Annotated in this window: 13 protein-coding genes; all 13 read right to left on the bottom strand. The window is 62.3% G+C overall.

Annotation, left to right across the window (positions count from 1 at the left end):
• Position 1: 1 nt before the first annotated feature.
• Positions 2 to 8125: a hemagglutinin repeat-containing protein gene (locus tag DNK50_RS04215; protein WP_256595483.1), complete on the bottom strand. Its 8124-nt coding sequence runs from the start codon at positions 8123 to 8125 to the stop codon at positions 2 to 4.
• A 31-nt stretch (positions 8126 to 8156) separates the two neighbouring features.
• Positions 8157 to 9878: a ShlB/FhaC/HecB family hemolysin secretion/activation protein gene (locus DNK50_RS04210; RefSeq protein ID WP_112192897.1), complete on the bottom strand. Its 1722-nt coding sequence runs from the start codon at positions 9876 to 9878 to the stop codon at positions 8157 to 8159.
• Between the two features lie 434 nt (positions 9879 to 10312).
• A complete protein-coding gene (gene pgaD / locus DNK50_RS04205) occupies positions 10313 to 10795 on the bottom strand; it encodes a poly-beta-1,6-N-acetyl-D-glucosamine biosynthesis protein PgaD (RefSeq protein WP_099584339.1) in 483 nt (160 codons plus the stop codon).
• Between the two features lie 2 nt (positions 10796 to 10797).
• Positions 10798 to 12138, bottom strand: a complete 1341-nt coding sequence (gene pgaC / locus DNK50_RS04200; protein WP_099584338.1) for a poly-beta-1,6-N-acetyl-D-glucosamine synthase — start codon at positions 12136 to 12138, stop codon at positions 10798 to 10800.
• A gap of 2 nt (positions 12139 to 12140) precedes the next feature.
• Entirely contained in the window at positions 12141 to 14138 is a 1998-nt protein-coding gene (gene pgaB / locus DNK50_RS04195) for a poly-beta-1,6-N-acetyl-D-glucosamine N-deacetylase PgaB (RefSeq protein ID WP_112192896.1), read from the bottom strand.
• A 12-nt stretch (positions 14139 to 14150) separates the two neighbouring features.
• A complete protein-coding gene (gene pgaA, locus DNK50_RS04190; RefSeq protein WP_099584336.1) occupies positions 14151 to 16631 on the bottom strand; it encodes a poly-beta-1,6 N-acetyl-D-glucosamine export porin PgaA in 2481 nt (826 codons plus the stop codon).
• A 298-nt stretch (positions 16632 to 16929) separates the two neighbouring features.
• Complete coding sequence (locus DNK50_RS04185; protein WP_099584335.1) at positions 16930 to 18426, bottom strand: YdgA family protein; 1497 nt, start codon at positions 18424 to 18426, stop codon at positions 16930 to 16932.
• Between the two features lie 146 nt (positions 18427 to 18572).
• Positions 18573 to 19205 (bottom strand): NADH:ubiquinone oxidoreductase subunit N, encoded by a 633-nt coding sequence (locus DNK50_RS04180; RefSeq protein ID WP_112192895.1) that lies wholly within the window; start codon positions 19203 to 19205, stop codon positions 18573 to 18575.
• Between the two features lie 81 nt (positions 19206 to 19286).
• On the bottom strand, positions 19287 to 20729 hold the full coding sequence (locus DNK50_RS04175) for an efflux transporter outer membrane subunit (protein ID WP_099584333.1): 1443 nt from the start codon (positions 20727 to 20729) through the stop codon (positions 19287 to 19289).
• Positions 20726 to 21616, bottom strand: coding sequence for an efflux RND transporter periplasmic adaptor subunit (locus tag DNK50_RS04170; protein WP_099584332.1), 891 nt, complete (start codon positions 21614 to 21616; stop codon positions 20726 to 20728). Before DNK50_RS04170 ends, DNK50_RS04175 begins: the two co-directional genes overlap by 4 nt.
• A complete protein-coding gene (locus DNK50_RS04165; RefSeq protein ID WP_003187469.1) occupies positions 21613 to 21822 on the bottom strand; it encodes a DUF1656 domain-containing protein in 210 nt (69 codons plus the stop codon). Before DNK50_RS04165 ends, DNK50_RS04170 begins: the two co-directional genes overlap by 4 nt.
• Positions 21819 to 23897 carry an FUSC family protein gene (locus tag DNK50_RS04160; protein ID WP_099584331.1) on the bottom strand — a complete coding sequence of 693 codons (2079 nt, stop codon included), beginning with the start codon at positions 23895 to 23897 and terminating at the stop codon, positions 21819 to 21821. The genes DNK50_RS04165 and DNK50_RS04160 overlap by 4 nt, the downstream gene beginning before the upstream one ends.
• A complete protein-coding gene (locus DNK50_RS04155) occupies positions 23894 to 24304 on the bottom strand; it encodes a MarR family winged helix-turn-helix transcriptional regulator (protein WP_112192894.1) in 411 nt (136 codons plus the stop codon). The genes DNK50_RS04160 and DNK50_RS04155 overlap by 4 nt, the downstream gene beginning before the upstream one ends.
• Positions 24305 to 24513: the final 209 nt, after the last annotated feature.

Here is a 24513-nt window from a genome sequence, read left to right as displayed (position 1 = left end):
TTTAGTCCACTTGCTCAATATGCGTACGCTCTCTAATCCACTGCTTCCGTTCAGCCTTCGATAAACCCTGCGGGGGCTGCGGCGGTTTTCCAGTAGTAGGATCAACAGGTCCGCCATTAGCGTTCTCGAATGACGCGCGCTGGGGACTTCGACCATCCGCCTGCATCACCCGAACTCGCGAACCATCAGGCAAGATGTATTGAGTTCCGACCACATTTCCGCTGGTCGGAGAAACTACTGGTTTTGTTGGGTATCCTGCTGCTTCAAAATCAGCAATCATCTTAGACTGACTTTTAGGAAGACTCACTCCAGAGATATGACTAATTGACCCCACATTTGCTTTTGCACCGCCCCCCTGAGCTCCCGCTCCTCCCTTACCCTTCCCAACAATCGAAGCAATAGACGTTTTATCACGTCCTATCGAAGCGCCAGAAGCTGTCAGCACTTCCTTCCCAATTAAAGCCGCTTTCTCCCAGGCCGGCAGCGAGTTGTACAACAACCCCATATCGTTCTGGTTTTCGTCGGTGACAAACTCCTTCAACCGTGATGCGTCTGCCTCAGAAAGGTCGAAGTACCAGCGCAAGCTACTGACACTATCTGCCGTCTGTATCCCACCCTCATACTCAGACTGATAACCGACGCTGCAAAGCCCTACCTTACCCGCACAGCCTGCCAACATCTCTGCCCGCTTCTCAGCGCTCAGTTTTTTGTACTTGTCCCAAATAACCTCTGTTGGCTCGCCTTTCTTATTGGCGTTTGCGAGTTCCTTCTGTAAATCAACGACGTCCTTCGCGCTCAGTTGGTTATTTTCAACCGCATTCTTCCCAACCTGCGCGGCTGCCACCGCATTCAGCGCGTCCTTGCCAACCAACGATCCGGAGAGTCCAGCCGCCAACGTCGAGAGACTGGAGATCGTCTGCTTTTGCTCTTGGGTCAAATTTTCGTTACTGACATCGCCATACAGCTTCTCTTTGATCAGCTGTGCGGTTTTCTCCGCCACCACGGCCCCGGCGGCTCCTGCCAACGCCGAGTTACCACCCGCCCGCGCCAACACCGCACCCAATACCGCATGGGCCATCAGGTTGGCCTTGGGGTCATCCTCGGTCATTTTTTTGACCGTCTGCGCCAGATACGGCGCCGCCGCCCCCGCCAATGCCCCCCCTACACTGCCGCCCATGGCCGCTTGCACCACGGCTGTCACTGCCTGGCTAGCCTTCTGGAAACTGCTGCCAACGCCATAATCCTGTTGGGCACGCTGGCTGACTTGTTCCGGTGTCGGGTTGGCGATACCGTCGTCAATCAGCTTCTGCCGGGTGGCTTTACTGACGTCGCTGTTAGGGTCGTTGGCGGCCCTGATCCTGGCCGCAGCAATCGCATCACCGATGCCCTTGGTCAGCTCCATCGAGCTTTTGATCAGGTCCATGCGTTCCTGCATGGCCTTTTCGTCAGGCTTGTCGAGGCGTTGGTTGGCGTTGGCCGTGTCACGGTTAAGGCCGACCAGGTCACCCGCGCCCTCGGGGTTACGCACCACGATCGTCCCTTCGCTGACGGCACTGCGCGTGTAACTGTGGTCCGAATCGTTCAGCGACATTCCATACAAGGCACCCGGCGTGAGGGTACTCGCGCCGCTACTGTAGGAACCGGAGACGCTGACGCCGGCCGATTGGCTCTTGATCTCGCTCTTATTCTTGATGTCGCTGACCAGCAGTCGGTCGGTGAGCAGCAGGTTCTTGTCGGCCGTGGCTTCACTGGCAATCACCGCACCTTGCAGGGTGGTGTTTTTGGCCACGTCGATGGTGTAGCCACCCTTACCAGCAAAGAACCCGCTCTGGTCGGTGACGGCCTGGTAGTCGCTGTTCATCTTCGACGCCGCCAGGTTCGCGGACGCGGTTACCGGGGAGCCATAACAAATCGGCGGAATGCAGATGCTCGCACCGAAGCCCGCGCTGTTCTGCTTGCTCCTGGACGTTTCGGTGTCTTGGCGCGACAGGATGTTGAGGTTGCCGCCGATGTTGGCATCGATACGGTCAGCGCGTACCTGCGCGCCGATCAGGCTGGTGTCCTGGCCGCTGCGCAGTACCAGCGAGCCGGTGTCCAGGGTGGTGTTGACCTGGGTAACCGAACCACCCGAGCCAAGGTTCTTGGCGGTTTGGGCACCGAGGTCGATGGTGAAACCGTTTTGCTCACCGATGTTGAAGCTGGCACCGATAGCGGTCCTGTTGCGTGAGCCGTCGTTTTTGCGGTCAGTGGTGTTCTGTGCGCTCTGCATCAGGATGTTGTTTTTCGCGGACAGCAACGTGCTGTCGGCTTTCAACGTACTGCCGGTGATCGTCAAGTCACCCACAGTGCCCGGCGCATCGCCCGTAGCGATGATCGACAGTTTGCCCCCGGCGTTGAGGTTGCTCTGGTGAGCGGTCTGCGCCGTGTATTCGCTGCTGTTTTTGGTACGGGTATTGGCCAGTTCGGTGCCGATCTTGATGAACGAACCGTTGCCGACGGAGCCACCGGTTTTGTCCTTGAAGCCGGTGCTTTGCTTAGCGAGTTCGCCCGCCTGGTTATTGAGGTTGTACATCGACAGCGCCGCCTGGGCGATCTTCACTGCCTTGAGACGCGGGTCGTCGGAGCTGCGCGCCGCCTCGGCTGCGTCGCGGATGCTGTTGGCGGTGTCGACCACAGTGCCCGCAATCACCCGCCCAACCGCCAAGCTTTTTGAGCTGTCCTTACTGGTCTGACTGGCAGTCTCCATCCCTGAAGTAACGGTGACATTCGCCCCGCTCAACTCCATGTTTTTGGTGCTCACCAGATCACTGGCCACCACCTTCAACTCACGCCCCGCCGTCAACGACACATTGCCCGCACTCGAACCAATGGTGCTGCCGGTCAAGGTCATTTCATTGGCCGTGCCGTTGTGTTTCGAGCTGTTGATGTACAGCTTCTGGTTGCCGGTCATGTCATCCAGACCGAGCTTGTTGCCGGTCAGCACGCCGGTGAGGTCGCGATTTTTTTCCTTGTGCATGTCGGTGCGGGCGAAGGTGTTTTGCGCCCCGTCGATGGTCAGGTCGCGGCCGGCCTGGACGGCGAGGTCGCCAGTGCTGACCAGCGACGAGCCGGTGACCGTGGCATCACGTTTGGCCGCGACAGTGACGGTTTCGCCGGAGACCATGCTGCCCATGGCGGTGGTGCGTTTTTCGTCGACTTTGTCCTGGACTTTGCTCGACTTCAGGCCGCCCCAGCTGCTTTTGCTCTCCTTGCGTTCGTGACGGGCGCTGTCGGCGTTGCTGACGGCGAGGATGTTCACGTCCTGGCCGGCCACCAGTTGCGTGGCGCCTTTTTCAGCGGTGACGGCACTGCCGGCCAGCAGCAGGTCGGCACCGGCGACGACGGTGCTGTTTTTTCCGGCGCTGACGAGGCTGCCGACGTTGTTCACCACGTCGGTTTCATCCAGGCGGAATTTCTTGCCCTGGGAGGTTTTCTTGGTCTTGCTGTAGAAGCTGTAGTCCTGGTCTTGCGCGGCTTTGAGCTCGAGGTTTTTGCCGGAGACCAGGTATGCCTCGTTGCCGGCATTGACCTGGCTGGCGACCAGTTGCAGGTTCTGCCCGGCGCTCAGGGTGGCGTCGCCGCCGGCCTTGATCACGCTGGAGACCTGCTGCACATGGTCTTCGATGCTTTTGATTTTTTTTGAGTTGTACGTCGAATGCTGCTCGTTGGCTGCCGCAATGGCGTTGAGGTCGCGGGTGGCAATCAGGTTGACGTCGCGCTTGGCTTCGACCTGGCTGGCGATGGCGCTGATGTCGCGCCCGCCAATCACATGCAGGTCGCGGCCCGCGTCGACCACGGAGCCTTGCTGGGCGATGGTGATGAAGCTGGAACGGTTGCCGATGGCGCCGCTGTCGAGGCTTTTGGAAGCGGTGATGTTCACGTCGCCCACGGCTTTGACCGTGGTGTCGGCGCCGCTCTTGAGCACGCCGCCGATGTTTTTGACGTTGCCACCGGCCTGCATGGACAAATCGTTGGCCGATTCTATACGCGCGGCGCTGTCGACGAAGTCGCTGCGTTCGGTGCGGTAGCTGCTGGCGCTTTCGTGGGTGGTGACGCTGCGTTCGTTGAGCAGGTCGGCACCGGCGGCGAGGTTGACGTTGCCCGCGCTGATCACACCGCCGGCGCGGTTGCTCAGGTTGTTGCCAGTCAGCACATCGAGGCGGCCACCGGCTTCCATCAGGCCGCTGTTGGTGAAGCTGCCGCCGACGTTCGCCAGCAGGCTGCCGGTGGCGCGCAAGGTGCCCGCGTTGTTGAGGTTGCTGCCGGTTATCAGGTTGACGTCAGTGCCGGAAATCAACGCACCGTTGGGTGCCAGGCGGTTGTTCGCCTGGGCCAGGTACAGCACCGGCACCAGCACTTGTTGGCCGGCGACGGTGGCGTTTTCCAGCCACACGATGTCGTGGGTCAGGGCCGCGACTTGTTCGGCGGTGAGGCTCACTCCCACCGACAGGTTAAGCGCGGTTTTGCTGCCGATGGCGTTGTCCATCAGGTGCTTGAACAGGTCGGCATCGCTCGTCTGGCCGTCGATGAAACGCTGGCCGGTGCGTGCGAGCACGGCTTGCTGGATCAGGCGTTGTTCGTAGAAGCCGTCGCCCAGACGACGTTGCGCGGTGTCGGGGTTGTAGCCGAGCTTGGTCAGCATGTAGTCCGAGCTCAGGAACTGACGCATATCCGTGAACAGCGGGTTGGTTTCGATCAGGTACTTATGCGGGTTGGCCGCGAACTGGCTGGTGGGCAGGCCTTTGGCGCCATCGCTGTCGTTGAGGTGAAACAGGCCGTTCTCGCCGGTGGGCAGGGCGAAGCCAGGCAGGCCCAGCGGGTTGACCTGTTGCTGGGCGACGTCCGGTGGCAGTTGCGAGTTGAGGCGGACCAGGGTCGAGTAGCCCGGCGCGTGGGTGTTGGCGCCGCTGCCGACGTAGGTGTAGCCACCGCGCACGACGCTGTTGTCGACGCCGGCCTGGGCCTTCACGTCCACGCTGCCGGCGGCTTGGATGACGGCGGCGTAGCTCTGGTCGGGCACCATCAGTTGGGTGGTTTTGCGCAGGTCGGTCTTTTCGCTCTCCATTTTGCCGATGAACGAGGCCAGGCCCGCTTCGACGCCGCCCATGTCCTGGCCCGCCGAATAGCGCTGGGTGAACGCAGCGGCTTCACGGTACCAGCCCCCGGGCTTGCGCTCGCGGGCGGAGGTAAAGATGCGATCGTACTGAGTGTCGTGGGTGACCACGCCAACGTTGGTCAGCTGGTTGACGATGGCTGTGAGATTGCCACCGGCGGCGATGCTACTGCTGCTGTTGAGCAGGTCGCCGCCGGTGAGCAGCATGTTGCTGCCCGAGGTGATGCTGGACGCTGCCGTGGCATCGCTGACGACGAAGTGATCACGCTGGGTAATCAGGAACGGATGGTTCTGCTTGCCGCCTTTGCAGTCGCCACCGGTCACCAGAAAGATGCAGGCCGTGGGGGTGATGGATGCGCTGTAGATACCGGACTCGGTGGTGAGCACAGTACGGATGTTCTGGATCGTGCTGGCGGCCAGGGTCAGGTTGCGCTCGCTCTCGATGGTGCCCGAGCTGTTGATAATGCTGGTGGCCAAGCCGCCTTGGCCGTCACGATCGACGCGAAGATTGCCCATGGCGTAGATCGTGGCACCGAGGTTTTTCAGGCGGTCGACCTTGAGGTTCAGGTCGCCGCCGCTGAAGATCAGGCCGTGGTCGTTGAGCAGGTTATCGACGTGCAGATCAAGGCTGCCTTGGCTGGCAACGGTGCCACCGACGGCCCAGTCCTGGCCTTTGCCGAGCAGCGCACGGGTGCCGAGCAACTTGCCGGTGGCGGTCTGTTGCAGGTTATCCACATTGACGGTCAGGCGCCCGGCCTGGATCGCGGTGCTGTTGGTCCAGCGGGTTTTGTCGAGGGTCAGGTCGCCGTTGGTGACCAGGCTGCCACCCACGTCATCGAGGCTGATATAACTGAGGTCGAGTAAGCCGGTGCCCACGTGCAACACCTTGCCGCCGGTGTTCTGGAAGCGGGAGGCGGCAAGGCTCAATTGGTCGTTGGCGGTCTCCAGGCTGCCGCTGTTGTTGAGCAGGCCGCCGATGGCGTAGCGGGTCTTGCCGCTGGTGCCCAGGGCGCGCAGTTGCCCGCTGTTGTTCAGGCTGGCGGTCTCGACATCGACGGTCGTGGCGCTTTCGATCAGGCCACGGTTGTTCAGTGCGCCCTCCAGGCTCACATCCACCTGGTTGCCGGCGATCTCACCGGCGTTATCCACATTCATGCCGGTCAGGTGCACGCGATCACGCGCAAACAACGCGCCGCTGCCGTTGTTGAAGTCAGTGGCGTCGATCAGTGCGTCGCCGGCCTTGGCGGCGATGCGGCCACCGTTATTGTCGAGGGTGCCGGCGGTGATGGTCACGCCGGATTTTTCACTGTGGATCAGGCCGTTGCCGCTGTTTTGCAACAGGCCGCTGGTGGTCAGGACCAGGCCATCGTTGGCGGCCAGGGTGCCGGTATTACGGTTGTCGATGCTGTTGGCGAAGACTGTCAGTAAGCCCTGGCTGGCGAGCTTGCCGCCCTGGTTGTCGATGTGTGCCGCACGCTGGATCAGCAACGGCCCGGCGCTGGCCAGCTTGCCGTTGCGGTTGATCAGGTCGCCGATCAAATCCAGGGTGATCGCGCCGCCACTGGTCAGGCTGCCGGCGCTGTTGTCCAGAGTATTGCCATGCAGGGTGAAGGCACCGCTGCTGTCAATGAGACCGCCCTGGGTGTTGTCCAGCAGGCCGCTGACGGTGAGGGTTTGTGCGCCGTCGCTGAGCAGTCGGCCTTTGTTGCGGTTGTCGACACGGTCGGCGGTGACGTTCAGCGCCTGCTTGGCGCTCAAGGTGCCGCCCTGGTTGTTCAGGGTACTGGCGGTGGCGGTGAGTTCGCGATTGGCGATCACTGTGCCGGTGTTGGTGATCTGCTGGCTGTCGAGGGTCACGTCCCCACCGGTGTTGCGGGTGTTGTCGGCGTTGACCCCGGCTTCGATGATGCCGCTGTTGGTCAGTTGGCCGTTGCTGGCCAGCGTGATGCTGTCGCGTGCGGCGAGGGTCTTGCTGTTTTTCAGTGTGCCCTTGGTCTGTGCCTTGAGGGTGGTGCCGGCGTAGACCGCGCCTTTGGTCTCCAGGCTCGCAGCCTTGATGTCCACCGCGCCGCTGGCAGCCGCCTGGGCCATGCTCAAGTGGCCGTTGGCATCGAGTTGAATGTCGCCGCCACTGGCGGCCAGGGTGCCGTCGAGCTTCACGCCCACACCGGCTTCGGTGCCCACCAACTTGATGGCGCCGGCATACATGCCGCCCAGGGCCGATGAGTCGATGGCCAGCTCCGGCTTGGCGCTGCCGTCGTCGGCGCGGGCGGTGGTTTTCAGGCTTTGGGCCTCGACGTCGTTGCGCCCGGCGATCACTGTGAGTTGTTTTGCGTTGATCTGCGCGTTGATCTTGGCCGAACGGGTGATGATCTCGAAGTGGTCGACGTTGCTCGCGTTCAGACCTTTGCCGTCGATGGTCACGGCGCCGCCGTCGACCTGGTAGCTTTTGAGCTGCCCGGCCTGATCGATCACCGGCTTACCGGTGGTCAGGGTGACGTTGGGGGTGTTGATGAATCCGCAGCCGTTGCAGCTGATGCCGTAAGGGTTGGCAACGATGACCTTGGCGGACTGGCCCGCCACTTCGGTGTAGCCGCGCAATTGGCTGGGGCTGCCGCCTTTGACTTCGTTGAGGATGACATTCGCCGCGCCGCCCTTGAGGTTCGGGTTGCCGACGATGATCCCGCCCAGTTGCGTGCTTTGCACAATGCTGTTGGCGTTGTTGAGGATCACGCCGTTGGGGCCGACGTTGTAGTCCTTGAATTGGTTGTGGGACAGGCCGCTGCCATTAGGGGTGGCGATGTTCACCACCGGCACGCCGTTGCCCGCCTGCCCGACGGTAGTGCCGGGGCCACTGACGACGATGCCTTCGGCCTGGGCCAGCAGCGGCTGCCAGAACAGCGCGTTGGCCAGGATCAAGGCCAGGCCGCGTTGGCTCAGGGTTTTCAGGGCAGTAACGGGGCGAACGTCCATATTCAAAATCTCAAAGGCTGCGGGCGTTGAATTACAGGTAGAAATCCAGGCGGAAATAGATCGGCGCTTCGCGCTCGGTCATCACGCCAGGTCGCTCCAGGGAGTGGGCAAAGGTCACGCTGGTGCTGACGTTTTTGCCGCGGGCGAACAGCTCCAAGGAGTTACTCGACACCCGGCCGTGCTGGTCATCGTTGTAGCGATCGTTACGAATCACGCCCTGGTCATAACCGACGCTGGCGCCGTATTCGGCAAAGGCGGGGCGCATCCAGTCGAGGGTCACCGGGCGTGCCCAGCGCACTTCGTTGCGCCAGTAGCCGCCGCTGTCGCCGGTCAGTTGCTGGTCCTTGAACCCGCGCACCGAGTACGAGCCGCCGAGGCTCATGCGTTGCGCCGGGTACAGCACGTCTTCACTGCGCTGTCCGGTGGCCAGGCTGGAAAAACTCAACGATTCGCCCCACAGCATGAAGGGTTGCAGGTAGCTCACTGTGGCGGTGTATTTGCGGTAGCGCGGGGTTGGCGTGAGGTTGCCGCGGATGCGTTCCTGGTCATCCTTTTGGGCGTCAAAGGCGCCGGTGCCGTTCTGCATGCCGACATCCAGGTTGACGAAGGCGCTGCCGATGCGGCGCCCGTGGTTGATACCCACCTGGAACTCGCTGAGGCGGTTGCTGCTGACGTCCAGGCGCTCGTCGTTGAAGTAGTTGTTGGTGCGCAGATGGGTCAGGCCGACGTTGACCGAGGTCTTGCTCACGTCATCGCGATGCACCACGCGCTCGGCACGCAGCTGGTGGTTCTGGCTGTCACCCGTTTGCTTGTACTTGTAGCCGTCAAGGTCGCCCGGCGCGCGGTACTCGCTCTCGCTGTAGGTATAACTGAAGTTCCACCAGCCCCACGGCACGTTGTAGTAGAGCATGCTGTTTTTCGAGGTTTTCTGGTGATCACTGATGGCATCGTGGCCGCCGCGCAGGATCAGTTGATCGGCCAGGCCCAGCGGGCTGTCCCACTCCAGGCCGGCGCCCCACTGCTGTTCCCCGGTGCTTTTCTGGCCGTCGTTGTTGCGCGACAGGCTGGCGCGCCAGGGTTTTTGCGGCTGGTTCTTGACCAGCACTTCGCTGCCGCCGATCTGGCTGCCGGGGGTCAATTCCATTTGCGCCTGCTTGGACGGCAGGCGGCTGAGTTGATCCACCAACTGCTCGACTTCGCGCAGATTGAGCGCCGCGCCGACTTTGCCCGGAAACGCCATGGCCAGCTCGCGGTCGGTGACCGTGCTGCCCTGGGCGCCCTTGATGCCTTCGAGTTTGCCTTCGACCACCAGCACTTGCAGATGGCCGCTGGAAAGATCCTGCTGCGGCAAGTAGGCGCGGCTGGTGACGCGGCCCTTGGCGATGTAGTCGTCGGTGATGACCTTGAGCAGTTCATTGAGCTGGGCAACGCCCAGGCACTGGCCGATATAGGGCTTGAGCAAGCGTGTGCGGTCGGCGGCGGAGAGGCTGTCGGCGCCTTTGAGTTCGATGTCCTGGATGGGGAAGCAGCGGGTGTCGGCCGGCAGTGCCGGCGCCTGTGGCTTGCCGGCGTTGCCGGGCAGGTCCTGGAGCTCGTCCAGGCGCCGGCGCTGCTCTTCGAGGAGGCGGTTCTGGCGATCGCGGATCAGGTCCTGATCCCCTGGCGTAGGGGCGGCCACAGCACTGTTAATACTCAAATAAGCGAGCAGTAAAGTGCACAGAAAATACCGAGTCCGTGGTAATAGAAAAGACATGTTCGGTCCGTCGAAAATCAAGGGCCCGGAAACTAACATCGAACTTGCAACAACCCAAAAAATTGAGCTAGTTGCACATTCGCACTAGTTAAATCCGTAACTCGTTGATTAAAAACAACAAAATATTATCAAAAAGACAAACAGCCTGAGACTGGACATATTATTCCGACAGGCGGCTGCTGTTTTGATAGCGATTTGTCGGACAACTTGAAATTGCCATTATTTGGCCATCAAGTTGTACCGAGATAAGTTAGTACCGGAAAATGCAGATAAGTTCGCGGGGGTTTTGTGAATTGGATCCCAGTTCTCGGGATCGGCAGGGTGATACCTAAATGTGGGAGGGGCGGTGCTCCACATCTTGAGCCAAGCCCCTGCGTAGATACCTATGGCCATCGGGGGCAAGCCCCCTCCCACATTGGATCGGGTTTACAGCCTTAGCTGGCGTCTTTGCTTTGGGTTGCGCCAGGCACGAGGGTCAACCCTGGCTTTTCCACGTCACGGGAGACATGGGCTTTGACTTCCGACACGCCACCCTCTTCGTCGTTGTGGATCACCAACACGCCTGGCCGGCGCAGTTGCTCCAGGTCGCCCTCCGCCAGGCTGAAGCTTTCGCTCAGGCGCTTGTCGCTGAGGGCCTTGGCCTCGGCGCGGCGCTGGGCGAATTTGCGCCCCTTGCGTTGCTGGTAGCGCGCCCAGGAGACCAGGATCACGGCGTTGAACAATGCGATCCACAGGTAGATCTGCAAGGTGTTGAGCGCGGCGAAGATCGGCGCCTCGATGCGCGGGCCGCCGTGGGTGTCGAGCATCGAGGTGATCCCACGCGCCAGCAGCCAGACCAGTCCGGCCCAGGCCATCAGGGTCAGGATCACGTCGATGATCCACATCACGGTACTTTGGCGAGTTCTGACCAGTTTCATGATCACGCCTCCTCTTCAACAGGTTTGATACCGCGATCGGGGCTGACCCAACGCGCGCGCTTCTGGTGCTGGTTGAACAGCACCTTGGGAAAACTGACCAACGTGGTGAACAGGCTGACCAGCCAGAACACCATCGGGTACCACACGGTCCAGAACAGGGTTTTCCACAGGTCTTTCTCGTAGCGGCGGTCGATCAGGATGCTGACTGCGAATTGCAGCAGGCACACCATCGCCAACACCAGGCCGGTAAACGCCGGCGGCATCAGTGAGTCCACGGCGATGGCCTGGGGCAGCGGGATGAACTTACCCACGCCCCAAAAGATCACCGACAGCATGAAGGTGAAGGCCCAGCCGGTGGACAGGCAGTATTCGAACAACAGCGGCCACAGGTAGCGGTGACGCCATTGCCAAATGCCACGAATGTTTTTGAACAACACTTCGGCACCACCCTGGGCCCAGCGCAGGCGTTGTTTCCACAGGCCGCCGACGGTTTCGGGCATCAGGATCCAGCACAGTGCGCGCGGCTCGTAGAAGATGCTCCAGTGGTCCAGTTGCAGCTTCCAGCTGACGTCAATGTCTTCGGTGATCATGTCGGTGGACCAGTAGTCGATACGGTCCAGCGCCTTTTTACGGAACGCCACCACCACACCCGACACGGTGAAGATCCGCCCGAACACGCGCTGGGTGCGCTTGATCAAGCCGATGATCGAGGAGAACTCGCCCACCTGCACGCGGCCGATCAAGGTCGAGCGTGTGCGGATGCGTGGGTTGCCGGTCACGGCGCCCAGGCGCGGGTTGTCGAGCATCGGCGCGACCATGTAGGCCGCTGCGTTTTTATCAAGCAGCGCATCGCCGTCGATGCACACCAGGTACTCACTGCGCGCCGCCACGGCGCCCATGCGCAAGGCCACGGCCTTGCCCTGGTTCTGCGCCAGGTGCAGCACCCGCAGGCGGGGATGTTCCAGCGCCAGGGCATCGAGCACGGCGGCGGTGTTGTCTTTGGAACCGTCGTTGACTGCGATCACTTCGATGTTCGTGTACAGCTGACCGAGCGCCGCATGGATGGTGTCGGCGGCGTTATCTCCCTCGTTGTAGCAAGGGATGATGATCGAGATCAGCGGGTTGCCGGCCAGGGTCGGCGCCGGGGTGTCTTCTTCCCAAGGCCAGTGGCGCTCCCAGTGCAGCCAGAAGTACAAGCCGCCGGCAATCCACAACGCCGACATGAACAGCGGGTAGAAGAACACGAAGTCCATCAGGAACTGCCCGGTGACCAGGAAGATCAGGCCCAGGGGCACGCCCAAGACCAGTGCCAGCACGAATAAAGCCAGGATTCTGTCGAACATGGTCAAGGGTTCCATTGGTTGGAAAGGGCCGGACGCACAGTCTTCAGGTCCGGGGAATTTTCCAGGAAGTTGTCCGGGTAGTAGCCAAAACTCGTGACACCCTGGCGCTTGAGTACACCCATCCATTCGGCCATTTGCGCGGCGGACAGGTCAGGGGCATCCGGGGTACGCCAGTCTTTGGCTTGCAGCTCGAATACGGTTCGCTGCATCGCACCGGGGCGGGCCTTGACCGTCGCCACCAGCTTTTCCAGCCAGGCGTTGGAGTTTTTCAGCGTCTCGCCTTCCATCAGCGGCATGGCCATGGGCGCGGTCCAGTCGTAGGTCTGCAGGAAGTCATCAAGGTTCTGCGCGAACCAGGCTTCGCTTTCGGGGTTGAGCATCGGCTGCGCGAAGATGTTGCGCGCGGTCAGCACCTGCGGCCCGGCAATGGCGCGGACCTTGGCGGTCAGCTCATTGGTGAAGTCGATCAGGTAGCGGCTCTTGAAGCGCGTCCAGCGCTGCATCGTCGCAGGGTCGGCGCGCAGGGCCTCGATGCTGCCCGGCAGGCCGTTGGCGGCATAGGCCTTGAGTGCGGCGGGGCTGGCATCTTCGAAGTCCGAGAACACCGCGTCGTCGTGGTACAGCACCCCGTCGATGGCACTGTTGCGCGCCAGGTCTTCATAGAGCTCGCCAATGATTTTGCGCACTTGCGGGTCGAACGGCGACAGGCGCTTGTATTGATCCGGATCGATGCCCACCTTGCCGGTTTCCGGGTCCCAGCGCGTCACACGCGGCAGCTTGGGATCAAGGGCAAAACTCAGCACTGGCATCCAGGCATACACGCTGGCATGGGCACGGGTGTGCAGTTGCCAGGCGACGCGGTTGAACAAGTCGGCGCGCATCGGCAGGTGGCGGTTGGGGAAGTACAGCGAGTGCACCAGGCCGTCACCCTTGGGGTCGGCGAAGGCTTGCAGGAATACGGTACCGGCGCCCATGTCCACCACACGTTGCACCAACTGGTCGAGGTTGCGCGCTTGTTGGGCGGCATCCGGGTCGTAGACGTTATCCAGGTCCACATGCAGTACCCGCAGCGGTGCCGGGGTTTGCACCGCGACGATGCTGTTGGCGAAATGCTCGCCATCCGGGTCGGAAGCCACCAGGAAGCGCGGGCTGTTCATCAGGTTATCGGAGCTGTCGAGGCCGTCTTCCAGGGTCAGGGCCATCTGGTAGCCCTGCTCGCCGACAATGGCCAGCGAGGTGCCTTTGGCCGCGCCGTATGGCCATACCCAGACCCGTGGCTTCTTGCCGGTCACGGTTTGGATTTTGTTGGAGATCGCCACCACATCTGCACGCAACCGCGCATCGAACTGCGCCTGGCTTTCATAACGCCCGGTAGCCGGGTCAAAACGCAACGAGGTCGCCGCCGGCTCCAGGTTGCCCTGGGGGTTGGCGAGGATGCCTTTGTGATTGGCGTCGGTGTGCGCGGCGATTTCCACCAGGCCGGACTGGGACACTTCGCGAATCTGCTGCCAGGTCAGGAACTCGCCACGCGGCCGGGGCGAGCCGGCAAAGTCCACCGGCTGGTTGAGCGGTGTGTCGATCCAACTGCCCACTGGCGCCAGCAGGGCCGGCCAGTGGTAGGCGCGCAAAATCGGCAGCACGCGGGTGTAGAAGCTCGAATAGCCATCGTCGAAGCTGAGCATGATGGCTTTGGGCGGCAATGCCGGGCCGCCACGGCGGGCGGCCAGGATTTGGTCAACGCTGACCGCCTGGTAGCCGTTCTCGCGCAGCCAGGCCAATTGTTCGATCAAACGCTCGGTGCGCACCGCCACCACGGCCTGGTCGGGATCGCGATCCGACACGTCGTGGTAGGCAATGCCCAGGAAATGGTTTTTCGGCCACGCCTGTTCGTTGAGCGGGGTCGGCCGCTCGGCGGGTGGAGTGAAAGGTGCGGGTTGCTGGGCGCAGGCACTGGCCAGCAATACACCCAGAACCAACAAGCAACGGCTGAGGAAGGTCATGGTCAGGCTCTTTTAGAAACGGTAAGTGAGGTCGACGAGCAGGCGCAGATCGCGTTCGCGATCACCGTCGTAAGGTCGGCTGATCAGGCTCAGGTTGGCGCCAACGTCCAGTACATCGTTCCAGCGATAGCGTTGGCCGTAGCCGATCAACGCCATGCCGCCGGTGGAGTAATCACGCTGGCTATACGTACCCGCACCGACCTGGAACTGCTGACTCCACTGGGTCTCGTAGCGGTGATAAAGCACATGGTTGATGGTGAGGACGGGCAGCACGGTGAAATCCGACTTCGGATTGAAGTACACCGTGTCTTCCTTGCTGTTGCGGCTGGCGCCGACTTCCAGGCCCAGGTCGACTTGCACCCTCGGCGAGCTGTAGAGGCCCTCGCGGCCGCTGAGCAGGGCTTCGAAGCGGTCGTTGCCGTCGCTGAAATGGGACGGGCTGAGGGTCAGTTTCCACTCGCGGCTTTCGTTGGCGCGCCAGCGGACAAACCCGCTGCCGCCGTTGGCCGTGATGCCGTCATTCAGCGCGCGCAACGGCGTGGTGCTTAGCAGGTAGCCGAGGCTGCCGCCGTATTGCCAGTGGTCGTTGATGTCGCGGGCAATCGAAATCGCGGCGCCTTGTTTGGAGCCATCGCCGTAGGAATGGTTGGAGACCTCGGCTTCGATGGTCATGTCGCGGGTGCGCCGCTCTACACCGACCACCTGCCAGCGATGCTGGCCGGTGCCCTCTTCGAAATCTGCACGGGCGTAGCCAGCACCCGCGAACAGGCGCCAGTCTTCGTCGATGGGCGGCGTGTAGAGACGGCTTTCGATGCCCCAGTCACGACTCCCCGAAACCGCCCCTGCCTCGCTGTCGTTACCGCCGCCGAAGCTTTTACCGGTGTAGGCCTCGACGCGCAGCTCAGCCATGTCATGCACATCGCGCAGGCGGCTGAGGCGCTGCACTTGGCGGTTGTCCGGGTTGCGCGCAACCACGTCGTCGGTGAGCACGTCGAGCTGGCGCCACTCCTGCAGGTCCATCGCGGTGTACGCCTGGCTCACTTCCAGGCCGATGTCGCGCGGGGCCTGGGCTTCGGTTTCCTTGAGAATGCCTTCGGCGCGCCGTGGCAGATCGCGGGCGCGGTACATGTCGGCCTGGGCCAGGCGCAGGCCGACGTTACCCGGAGCCTTGGCGACCAGCGCTTCCAAACCGGCTTCGCTGCCCGGCAGGTCGCCGCCGTACACGCCAGCCTGGGCCGACAGTTGCTGGGCGTCCATCCACGCGTCGTTGGGGTTGCCGACGGGCAGACCCTTGAGTTCGACACGGGGTTTCTGGCTGTTGGCGAGCCCCTTGGCAACCTCGTTGGCGTCCTCGCCTTTGTCGCTTTCCTGCAAGGCGTAGAACAACGCAGTGGTGTCTTCGACCCGGTCATCGGGTTCGGCATCGGTGGCGCTCAGGGCCTGGCGATACAGCGGCTCGGCTTTTTCCGGCTGGCGTTGGTCGAGGTAGGACGCGGCCACCCAGCGCACGGCGTAGGTCGGCAATTGCACGCCTTCGCCTTTAAGAATTTCGTACTCACGGATCACTTCGGCGGTACGCGCCCGCGCCTTGAGCGCACCCAGGCGGTCGATGCGCCAGCGCACCACGTCGTCATGGGCGGTGGCGTCCGGGGTCCAGCGGGCGAGCAGTTTGTCGTAATCCGCCAGGGCGCGGTCGGCAATCACGTAGCGGTCTTTTTCGCTGCGCGTGGCGAACTCGGCCATGCGCACGCGCTCGGCGGCGAGGTCGCCTTCCAGGCGCCGTTGAGTGACCGGGTCCAGCAGGCCGGGACGTTGGGCCGACAGGCGCAACGCGGCTTCCGGCAGGCGGGCCTTTTGCAGGGCAACGATGTATTCGCGGGCGACGTCGGGTTTGTCGCCGGCGCGGATAAACGCCTGGTCGAATTCAAACAACGCGTCGTAGTTCAAGCCGGCGCGGGTCAGCGCGTACCCCAGGGCCATGCGGCGGTTGGGGTCATCGGGCTTGGCGGCCACCAGCGCACGGGTGCGTTGCACGGCTTCGGTGGTCTTGCCGCCGTCGGCCTGGGTCAGGGCGAGGCCCAGTTGCAGGTCGATGTTATTTGGCTCACGCAGCAGCGCCTGGCGATAGACCGCCTCAGCCTGGGCCCACTGCTTTTGATTGCGATAGGTGCGCGCCACGGTGGCGAGCGCCTGGGTGCTGAGGTTGCGATGTTTACCCTCGGCCTCGTACACCTTAAGTACTTCAGCATCCTGGCCGGCCCAACCGGCGATCACCACATGATCGCTGACCTGGCCTGGCGTCTGGCGCTCGGCCGACAGCTGACGCAATTGGGTAAGGGCGGGTGTGAAGTTGCCGTTGCGCGCCTGGATGATCAGCGCGTCATAGGCCGGATCGGCCATGGCGAAAGCGGGCATCAATAGCTGGCTGCATAAAGCTGCCCCGACGAGCAGTCGCAACCGGCCTGATGCACTGAGTGGTAGGTTTCGCAACATATCGTGAGCTTCCTTACACACGGAAAGCTGTAACGATAGGTGGTCCTGCGCGATTCGCTGCAGGGTGCCGGCGTCTAATGACCCGGCCTAGCTTTCCTGTGTGAACTATCTCTTAGGAAAGTTGGCAGAAGTCCAATTCAGAACAATTGTTCAGAATTGCGGGCAAATCTGAAATGTGAATGCGGGAGCAGACTTGCCTGCAACAGAAGGGCTCGGTACGCATGAACGCCAGCCGTTTGACCTCTGTTGCGGGCAGGCCCGCTGCCCTATTATTTATTTGCGAGCCAGGGCAGATTATTTACTGCGCGCCGCTCACCGCACCAACTTTGGCCATCACAAAACCAATGAATTGCTCGACAGTCATCTTCTGGCCGTTGAACGTCACTTCATTGTTGGCGTAGTGCAACTTGGACACCACGTCGCTGCCGACCAGGGTCGCCAACTGCGTGCCCACCGCCATGCCGCTGACCATCTCGGCGGCCATCTGGGATTGTTGCTCGATGGCTTTCGGGTCGGTCACGCCGCCGAGTTGCGCCTGCAGCGCGGAAACGTCAGCGATCATCGGCTTGGACAGGGTCAGGTTGGCGTCCAGCAGCGCAATCATCTGCTTGCCCAGTTCAACCGGTGGCAGCTCCATGGACACCGGCTTGGCCAGGTCGACCAGCAGGCTGAACTTGCTTTCGCCGTGGGTGGTTTTCAGCGACAGGTTTTCCACCGCCACTTGCGGCTTGGCGGCCAGGACCTGGTTGACGTTGGCTTCGGCCAGGGCTTGCTCGGCTTCGGTCAGTTGCAGCTCAGGTGCCGGCTGGTTGGCGGCGGCAGCGGCTTGTACCGGCTGCATCTTGTCCTGGTAAAGCTTGGTCAGCACCAGCATGGCCGGGATGTCGACATTCTTCATGCTCACAGCCAGCGCCGCCGAACCCACGGGTTTGCCTTGGTAGCCGATCTCGTCGATCTTGTAGTCGACACGGCCGGCCAGGTTGTTGTCCTTGGTTTCGCTGGAGTCTTTCTGCTCGAAGCCTTTGACGGTCAGCACGGCTTTCTGCGGGCCGAAGGTGAACTTGCTGTCGGTCAGTTCAACGGTGTTTTGCCCGGTGTAGAAACCGAAGGTGGATTTTTCCAGATTGCTGGCGATGGTCAGGCCCGACAGCTCGGCTTCGAAGGCTTCGCCATTGGCATCCACGGCGGCGACCTTGAGGCTGTTCATAAAGCCATCGGCCTTGACCTTCTGGCCCTCAGCGGTGCCGTCGAAGTTCATGTTGGCGCCGGAGAAGCTCACCGACGATTTGTCGTCCTTGAACTCCAGCGGCAGCAATTCGATGTTGCCGTTGACCGAGCGGGTGTAACCGATATTGGCCACGCCTTTGAGCGGTGACACGTCTTTGGCGGCGGCGAACCACTTCTCGGTAGTGGCGTTCTTTTCCAGCGCGTAGTGACTGGTGGCCATGACCGGCAGCCACTTGAGCGTCACCAGGCGCGAGAACGGCAGCGGGCCGTGTTCGATATGGTCGACAAACAGCAGTTCCGGGTTCGGGTTGTCTTCGCCGAAGACCGAGCCTTGGCCTTTCAAGCGGTAATGGGCGGTGCTGCTGAACACCCCACGATCCAGGGAGACCAGCTCCAGGGCCACGGTGCCATCGACGCCGGCCATGGAGGTCTGCAGTTCCTTGTTGGCGTTCTGGATCGCGGTTTGCAGCACCGGCTCCAGTTGTTTACCGGTGTACCAGGCGCCGCCTGCACTGACGACGCCAACGGCGACAACAAAACCCAAAAGAACGACTGCTGGCTTATTCATGAAGTGACCTGATCAAATCCTGTGAGAAGTGGGCTGTCTTCCTTGAACCCTGTAAGGGTTGGCTCAAGCCCGCCGAAAGCGGGGGAAGATTAGCACTGGCGGCCGTAAACGGCCCAGCCTTTCAGAGGGATCAGTTCAGTAGTAGTTCAGGAATACTCCAGCTCGATTTCATCCAACTGGTGATCGAAACTCTTCAAGCGCGCCGTCCAGGTGTACACCAGCACCTCAAACTCGCGGTGTATCACCGCATTGCCGGGGGTGTCGGCCTTGGGGTCGCAGAAGTCCAGTTGGTAGCGTTCGCGGGCCATCTGTGTCGCAACATCAGACAATTCCCGCGCATTATTGAGCCAATGCCTACCTTCGGCGACCTGCTGATCGAGGGCCACGCACTGTTTTTTCAGGACTTCGAGGCTTTTTTCCAACGGCGTGCCGGTGAGGTCGCCCATGACTTCCTGGAAAGTGCGCCCCGGCTGCCAATAGCTGCCCCAGAAATAACGGTCGAACACCGTTTCCACCCGGCGCAGCGCAACCTTGGTGTCCCAGATCGCCACGCGGGTCTTGCCTTGTTCGAGGAGTTTTTTCTTGATGCGTTGATTCTGGTAAGAAGCCCAGGCCACCACGCCAATGGACAAGGTACCGATCACCAGGCAGGCGCTGTCGAGAAAGACCATGGCCTTGTCGAGCTGGTGAGCGAGCATGACGCCGTAGAAATACGCGGCCGATAACAGCACCAGTGCGAAGAGCACGCACCAGAAAGCGGGAGCATAAGGGTTTTTCATTATTGGAATCCCCATGAGCAAACGCGAGCAGTGTCAGGCAGGGCATCACGGCGCCCCACCTGACAAAGCATAGCTATCTGCTCAGGGTTTGCTGGCTTGCGCAGGTTGCGTTCGTCCGCTTTCCCAGCCGCCGCCCAAGGCCAGGAACAGGTCGATTTGACTCATCGCAACCTGGGTGTTGGCCGCCGCCAGCTGCGCCCGCACGTCGGTGTAGGTGCGGGTGGCTTGCAGGTCCGCCAGGAACGACGCACGGCCGGCCTGGAAGAAGCGGTGGGTCTGCCCCGCCGCTTCCTTGGCCGACTCACCCGCTTCGGCCAGTGCGTCGCGCCGTTGCAACTGCGCGGTGTATTGCGCCAGGCCGGTCTGGGTTTCGCGGATGGCGTTGAGTACCACTCCATCGAAATGCGCCAGGGCGCCCTGGGTTGCGGCTTCGGCTTCGTGGACACGGGCGCGGGCGCCGTTGGTCGGCACGGTCCAACTGATCATCGGGCCAAAACCCCAGCGGTTGGTCGCAGGCGTGCCAAGGTTTTCGAGCAGGCCGACGGTGCCCACCGTGGCGCCGATGGCGATGTCCGGGTACAGGGCGCCAGTGGCCACGCCGATCCGAGCGGTGGCGGCGGCCAGTTGGCGTTCCGCCTGGCGCACGTCGGGGCGGCGCTTGAGCAGCGCCGCGCCGTCACCCACGGGCAGCAGTTGGGCGATGTGCGGTAGCTCGGCGCAGCTGCCGGTGCCCGCTGGCAGTTGGTCCAGCGGCTTGGCCAGCAGCATCGACAGGCGGAACAACCCGGCCTGGCGCGCCGCTTCGTAGCGCGGCATGTCGGCGCGCAGGGATTTGTACTGGGTTTGCGAACGGGTGACCTGGGTTTCATCGCCACGGCCGGCGTCGCGCAGGCGCTGGGTCAGTTTGGTGCTTTGGGCTTGCAGGTCCAGGGACTCGTTGGCAATCGCCAGTTCTTCGTTGGCCGCGCACACTTGGGTGTAGGAACGCACCACATCGGCCACCAGGGTGATACGTGCGATATCGGCAGCGGCCTGGGCCGCATCGGCGCTGGCTTGGGCGCTTTCGATACCGCGTTGCAAGGTGCCGAACAGGTCGAATTGATACGAGGTAGTGATGCCGACGCTGCCGATGTTACCCACCGGCACTTTGTCGGCCAGCAAAAATGCTTCGCCGGACTCCTGCAGGCGCTGCGCCTCGGCCTTGGCGCCGAGGCTCCAGCCGCCGGCAGATTCAGCCTGTTGGGTCTGGAAACGCGCACGCTGCAAGTTGGCAGCGGCCACGCGCAGGTCGGTGTTGGAGGCCATCGCTTGGCGCACCAGTTCGTCCAGGCGCGGGTCTTTGTACAGCTTCCACCAGTCGCTCGGCACCGGCGCCGACACCACGTTGGCGCCCTCGCCCGCGATTGGCCCTTGCAGGTCGCCACGGTTGACGGCGGCCTTGTCCGGCAGCGTGTAGTCCGGGCCTACCACTTGGCAGGCCGACAGCAACAAACCCAGCGCGGCGGTTGCCAACAGCTGCTTCATGGCGTGGCTCCGTCATTGGGCTTGTCGCCAATGATCGACACCGTGGCCGTGCGCCCGGCGATCATACGGAAGTCCGCCGGCACGTCGTCAAAGGCGATGCGCACCGGAATCCGCTGGGCCAGGCGTACCCAACTGAACGCCGGGTTGACGTTGGGCAACAGGTTGGAGCCGCTGCTGCGGTCACGGTCTTCGATACCGGCGACGATGCTCTGCACATGGCCGCGCAGGCGGGCGTTGTCGCCGATCACACGGATGTCCACGGCCATGCCGACGTGGATGCCGTCGAGCTTGGTCTCTTCGAAATAGCCGTCGATATGGAAGGAATTGCTGTCCACCACCGACAGCACTGGGTGGCCAGCGGTGACGAATTCCTGGGTACGCGGCGCGCGGTCGTTGACGTAGCCGTCCACCGGGCTGCGGATCACCGAGCGATCCAGGTTGAGTTGGGCCGAATCCACCGTCACTTGCGCTTCGGCCAGGGCCGACTGGGCACGGGCCACGCGGGACTGGCTTTCTTCCAGTTGCTCGCTGGGCACCAGGTTGCCGAGGCCACGGTTACGCTTGTACTCGCGGCTGGCCTGGGCCAGGGTTTCCTGGCGGTCGGCCACGGCGGCCTGGGCCTGGCGCAGGGCCAGCTTGAAGCGGTCCTGGTCGACGGCAAACAGTACCTGGCCCTTGGTCACCAACTGGTTGTCGCGCACGTCCACGCGCTGGATCAGCCCGGACACGTCCGGGGCGATCTGCACGATGTCGGCACGAATGTGGCCGTCGCGGGTCCAGGGCGCAAACATGTAGTACATGACCATGCGCCACACAACGACGACCGCGAAGCTCACGATCAACAGCGTCAGGACTACACGGCCGATGGTCAAAAAAGGTTTTTTCATGTCATCAGGTATCGACTGAGTGAGTCCACCGCGCCCAGCAACAGCGCGTAGAGCCCCACATTGAACAATGCCCGGTGCCAGACCAGGCGATAGAAGTGCATGCGCGTCAACAGCCCGTGCACCACCAGGAACAACACGTACGTAATGCCCATCAGCACCAGCAGCGTGGGCAGGAACACCCCGCTGATATCCAGATCACCGATCATAAAGGCGCTCCATCCGGCAGCGGCGCTTCCAGCTCCGTGCCACCAATAAATTCGACGCCGGGCAACAGCGCCAGGCGCAGGCCGGCCAAGGCGTGCAACAGGTGCAGGCGGGTATCGTCTTCGTCCTGCAGGCCTTGTCCGTTGAGGGCGCGGCGCGTGCGGTCCAGGGTCATCAGCAGACCGCTGGGCGCGGGCAAGCGTTCACCCGCCTTGAGGCAGGCTTTGAAGTAAGCGCCGACGCCTTCCACCACTTGGTTGAGCAACACCCGTGGCACGCCGAGGATGCGCGGCGAATAGGCCAGCAGGTCGAGCAGGTTCAGCGCCACGCGCAAATCGCGCAGGGCGATGCCGGTGTCCTGGCCGGTAAGGGCCAGGCGCGGCAGGTGCTGCATCAGGCGATCGAGCATTTGCACGGCCAGGTGCCGGTGTTCAGCCAGGGTGGCGGGTTCGGTGAGGCCGACGATGTCACGCCAGCTGAAACGGGTCAGGCGCTTGGCCGCGAATTCGGCGCCAAAAGGCCGTGCGACCAACGTCCACACAAAGGCAAACAGCAGGCCCACAGGCCCGGCCAGGTTGACGTTGGCGAAGTTAAGGAAGTCCGCGTCGTAGGCGCCCTGGATACTGATAAACGACGAGGTGTTCACCAGCGTCAGCAACATGCCCAAGTAGAATCGCGGCTGCACGGTGAGGGTGCCGATGCAGATAAACGGCACGGCGAACGCCAGCACCAGCATCGGAAAATCGTGCAGGTTGGGCAGCACCAGAAACAGGTACAGGCTGGCGAACAGCACCGACATGGCGGTCCAGAAAAAGAATCGATAGATCTGCGGCGCCGGGTCGTCCATCGAGGCGAAGAAGCTGCACGCCACGGCGGCCAGGATCACGGCGCTGCCGCCGTCGGTCCAGCCCAGCAGAATCCACAGCACCGAGGCGACGATGATCGCGGTGACGGTGGAAAACGCCGAGTAGAACATCAGGCCACGGTCGAGGAATGGCGTAAGCCGGCCCAGGCGCCAGTGACGGTACACGGCGCGCCAGGTGTCTTGGCTTTCGCACTGGATCGCGGCCTGCAGGCTGCGGCAGTCTTGCCACAGGTCGATCCATTCGCCCAGGCGGTACAGCGCGTTGGAATACAACAAGGTGTGGCGATCATCCAGCGCTTCGCCTTGGGGTTGCAGGGCGTCGACCTGATCACGCAGGGCGCGCCAGCTTTCCATGGGTGCGCTTTCTTGGGTGCCTTCCAGCCATTGGCTGGTGGCTTCCAGGATCGGCTTGATGCGGTCTAGAAATTCCGGCGCACGGTGTTCGATGGCGTACAGGGCATCATCCAGGGCATCCACCACCGGCAGCAGATGGATCATGCGCCCACGCAGTTCCTTGGTGTTGCGCACTGTCTGCGGCCGCGCGCCTTCGTGGGGCAACTGGCCGATCATCAATTCAAGGGTGTTGAAGGTGGCAACCATGCCGCCGCGCAAGGTGCTGACCTCTTCCGGCGCCACGTTGCGCGTCAGAAAGCGCTGGCTGTAGACCTGGGCATCGGCAAACCACTTGGCCACCGAGCCATCGAATACCGGCATCAGGCGGCGCGGCCAGAACATCGCGCCCACTACGGCAGCGACTGCAATGCCGAGGAAGATTTCTTCGGTCCGCGCCTCGGCGACATCCCACACCGCCAGCGGGTTATCCACCACGGGCAGGGCGATCAGCGGCAGCGTGTAGCCGGCCAGCATCAGCGCATAGTTGTTGGCGGTGCGCAGGTGCATGGAGAGGAACAGCAAAGTGCCCGTCCACAGCGCGATCACCACTACCAAAATGTAGGGTGACTGCACGAACATCGGCACAAAAAACACCGCCGCCGCCGCGCCCATCAAGGTGCCAATGGCGCGGTACAGGGCCTTGGAGCTGGTGGGGCCGACAAACGGGCTGGAGACGATATACACCGTGGCCATCGCCCAATACGGACGCGGCATTTGCATGAGCATGGCGATGTACAACGCGATCATCGACGCGGCGAAGGTACGCACGCCGTAGAACCAGTCGCGGGCGGGCGGAAAACCGGTAAAGAACCCGTTCAAAGCGTCGCCGCCTCAAAGGCGCGCAGCACACGCAGCGCGGCCTCCATATCGGCGGGTGCGATCTGCGCCAGCACTTCGCGGCGCAGGCGCACCAGTTGCACTTCAACCGCTTGCACCAACTCACGGCCACGCTCGGTGAGGCTCAAGGCCTTGGCGCGGCGGTCGTGGACGTCTTCGGTACGGCACACGTAGCCGTCACTGCACAGGCGATCCAGCAGGCGCACCAGGGACGGGCTTTCCATCCCGGACGCCTGGGCCACTTTGACCTGATGCACACCGTCGCCCAAACGACCGATCATCAAGAGCGGCACGGCGCAGGCTTCGGAGATGCCATAGCTCACCAGCGTGGTCTGGCAGATTTTGCGCCAGTTACGGGCGCCCACCACCATGCTGCTGCTGAGGTTCATCTGGAGTTGTTCGAGGGATTGAGGCACTGGATAGTTCGCATACAGTTAGTTTGCTAACTATCAATATGATGGAGGGTGGTTGTCCCGTCAAGTTTTGAAACAATTTAGCGATGGGTGGAGCGTTTCAGTGGCAACAGCGCAGAACCCATGTGAGAGGGGGCTTGCCCCCGATTGCGGCGGGCCAGACATTGATGCATGCGCTGGCAAGC

The sequence above is a fragment of the Pseudomonas sp. LG1E9 genome (assembly GCF_003290225.1).
Taxonomy (GTDB): Bacteria; Pseudomonadota; Gammaproteobacteria; order Pseudomonadales; family Pseudomonadaceae; genus Aquipseudomonas; species Aquipseudomonas cyclaminis.
This window is presented reverse-complemented; position numbering and strand designations above follow the sequence as displayed.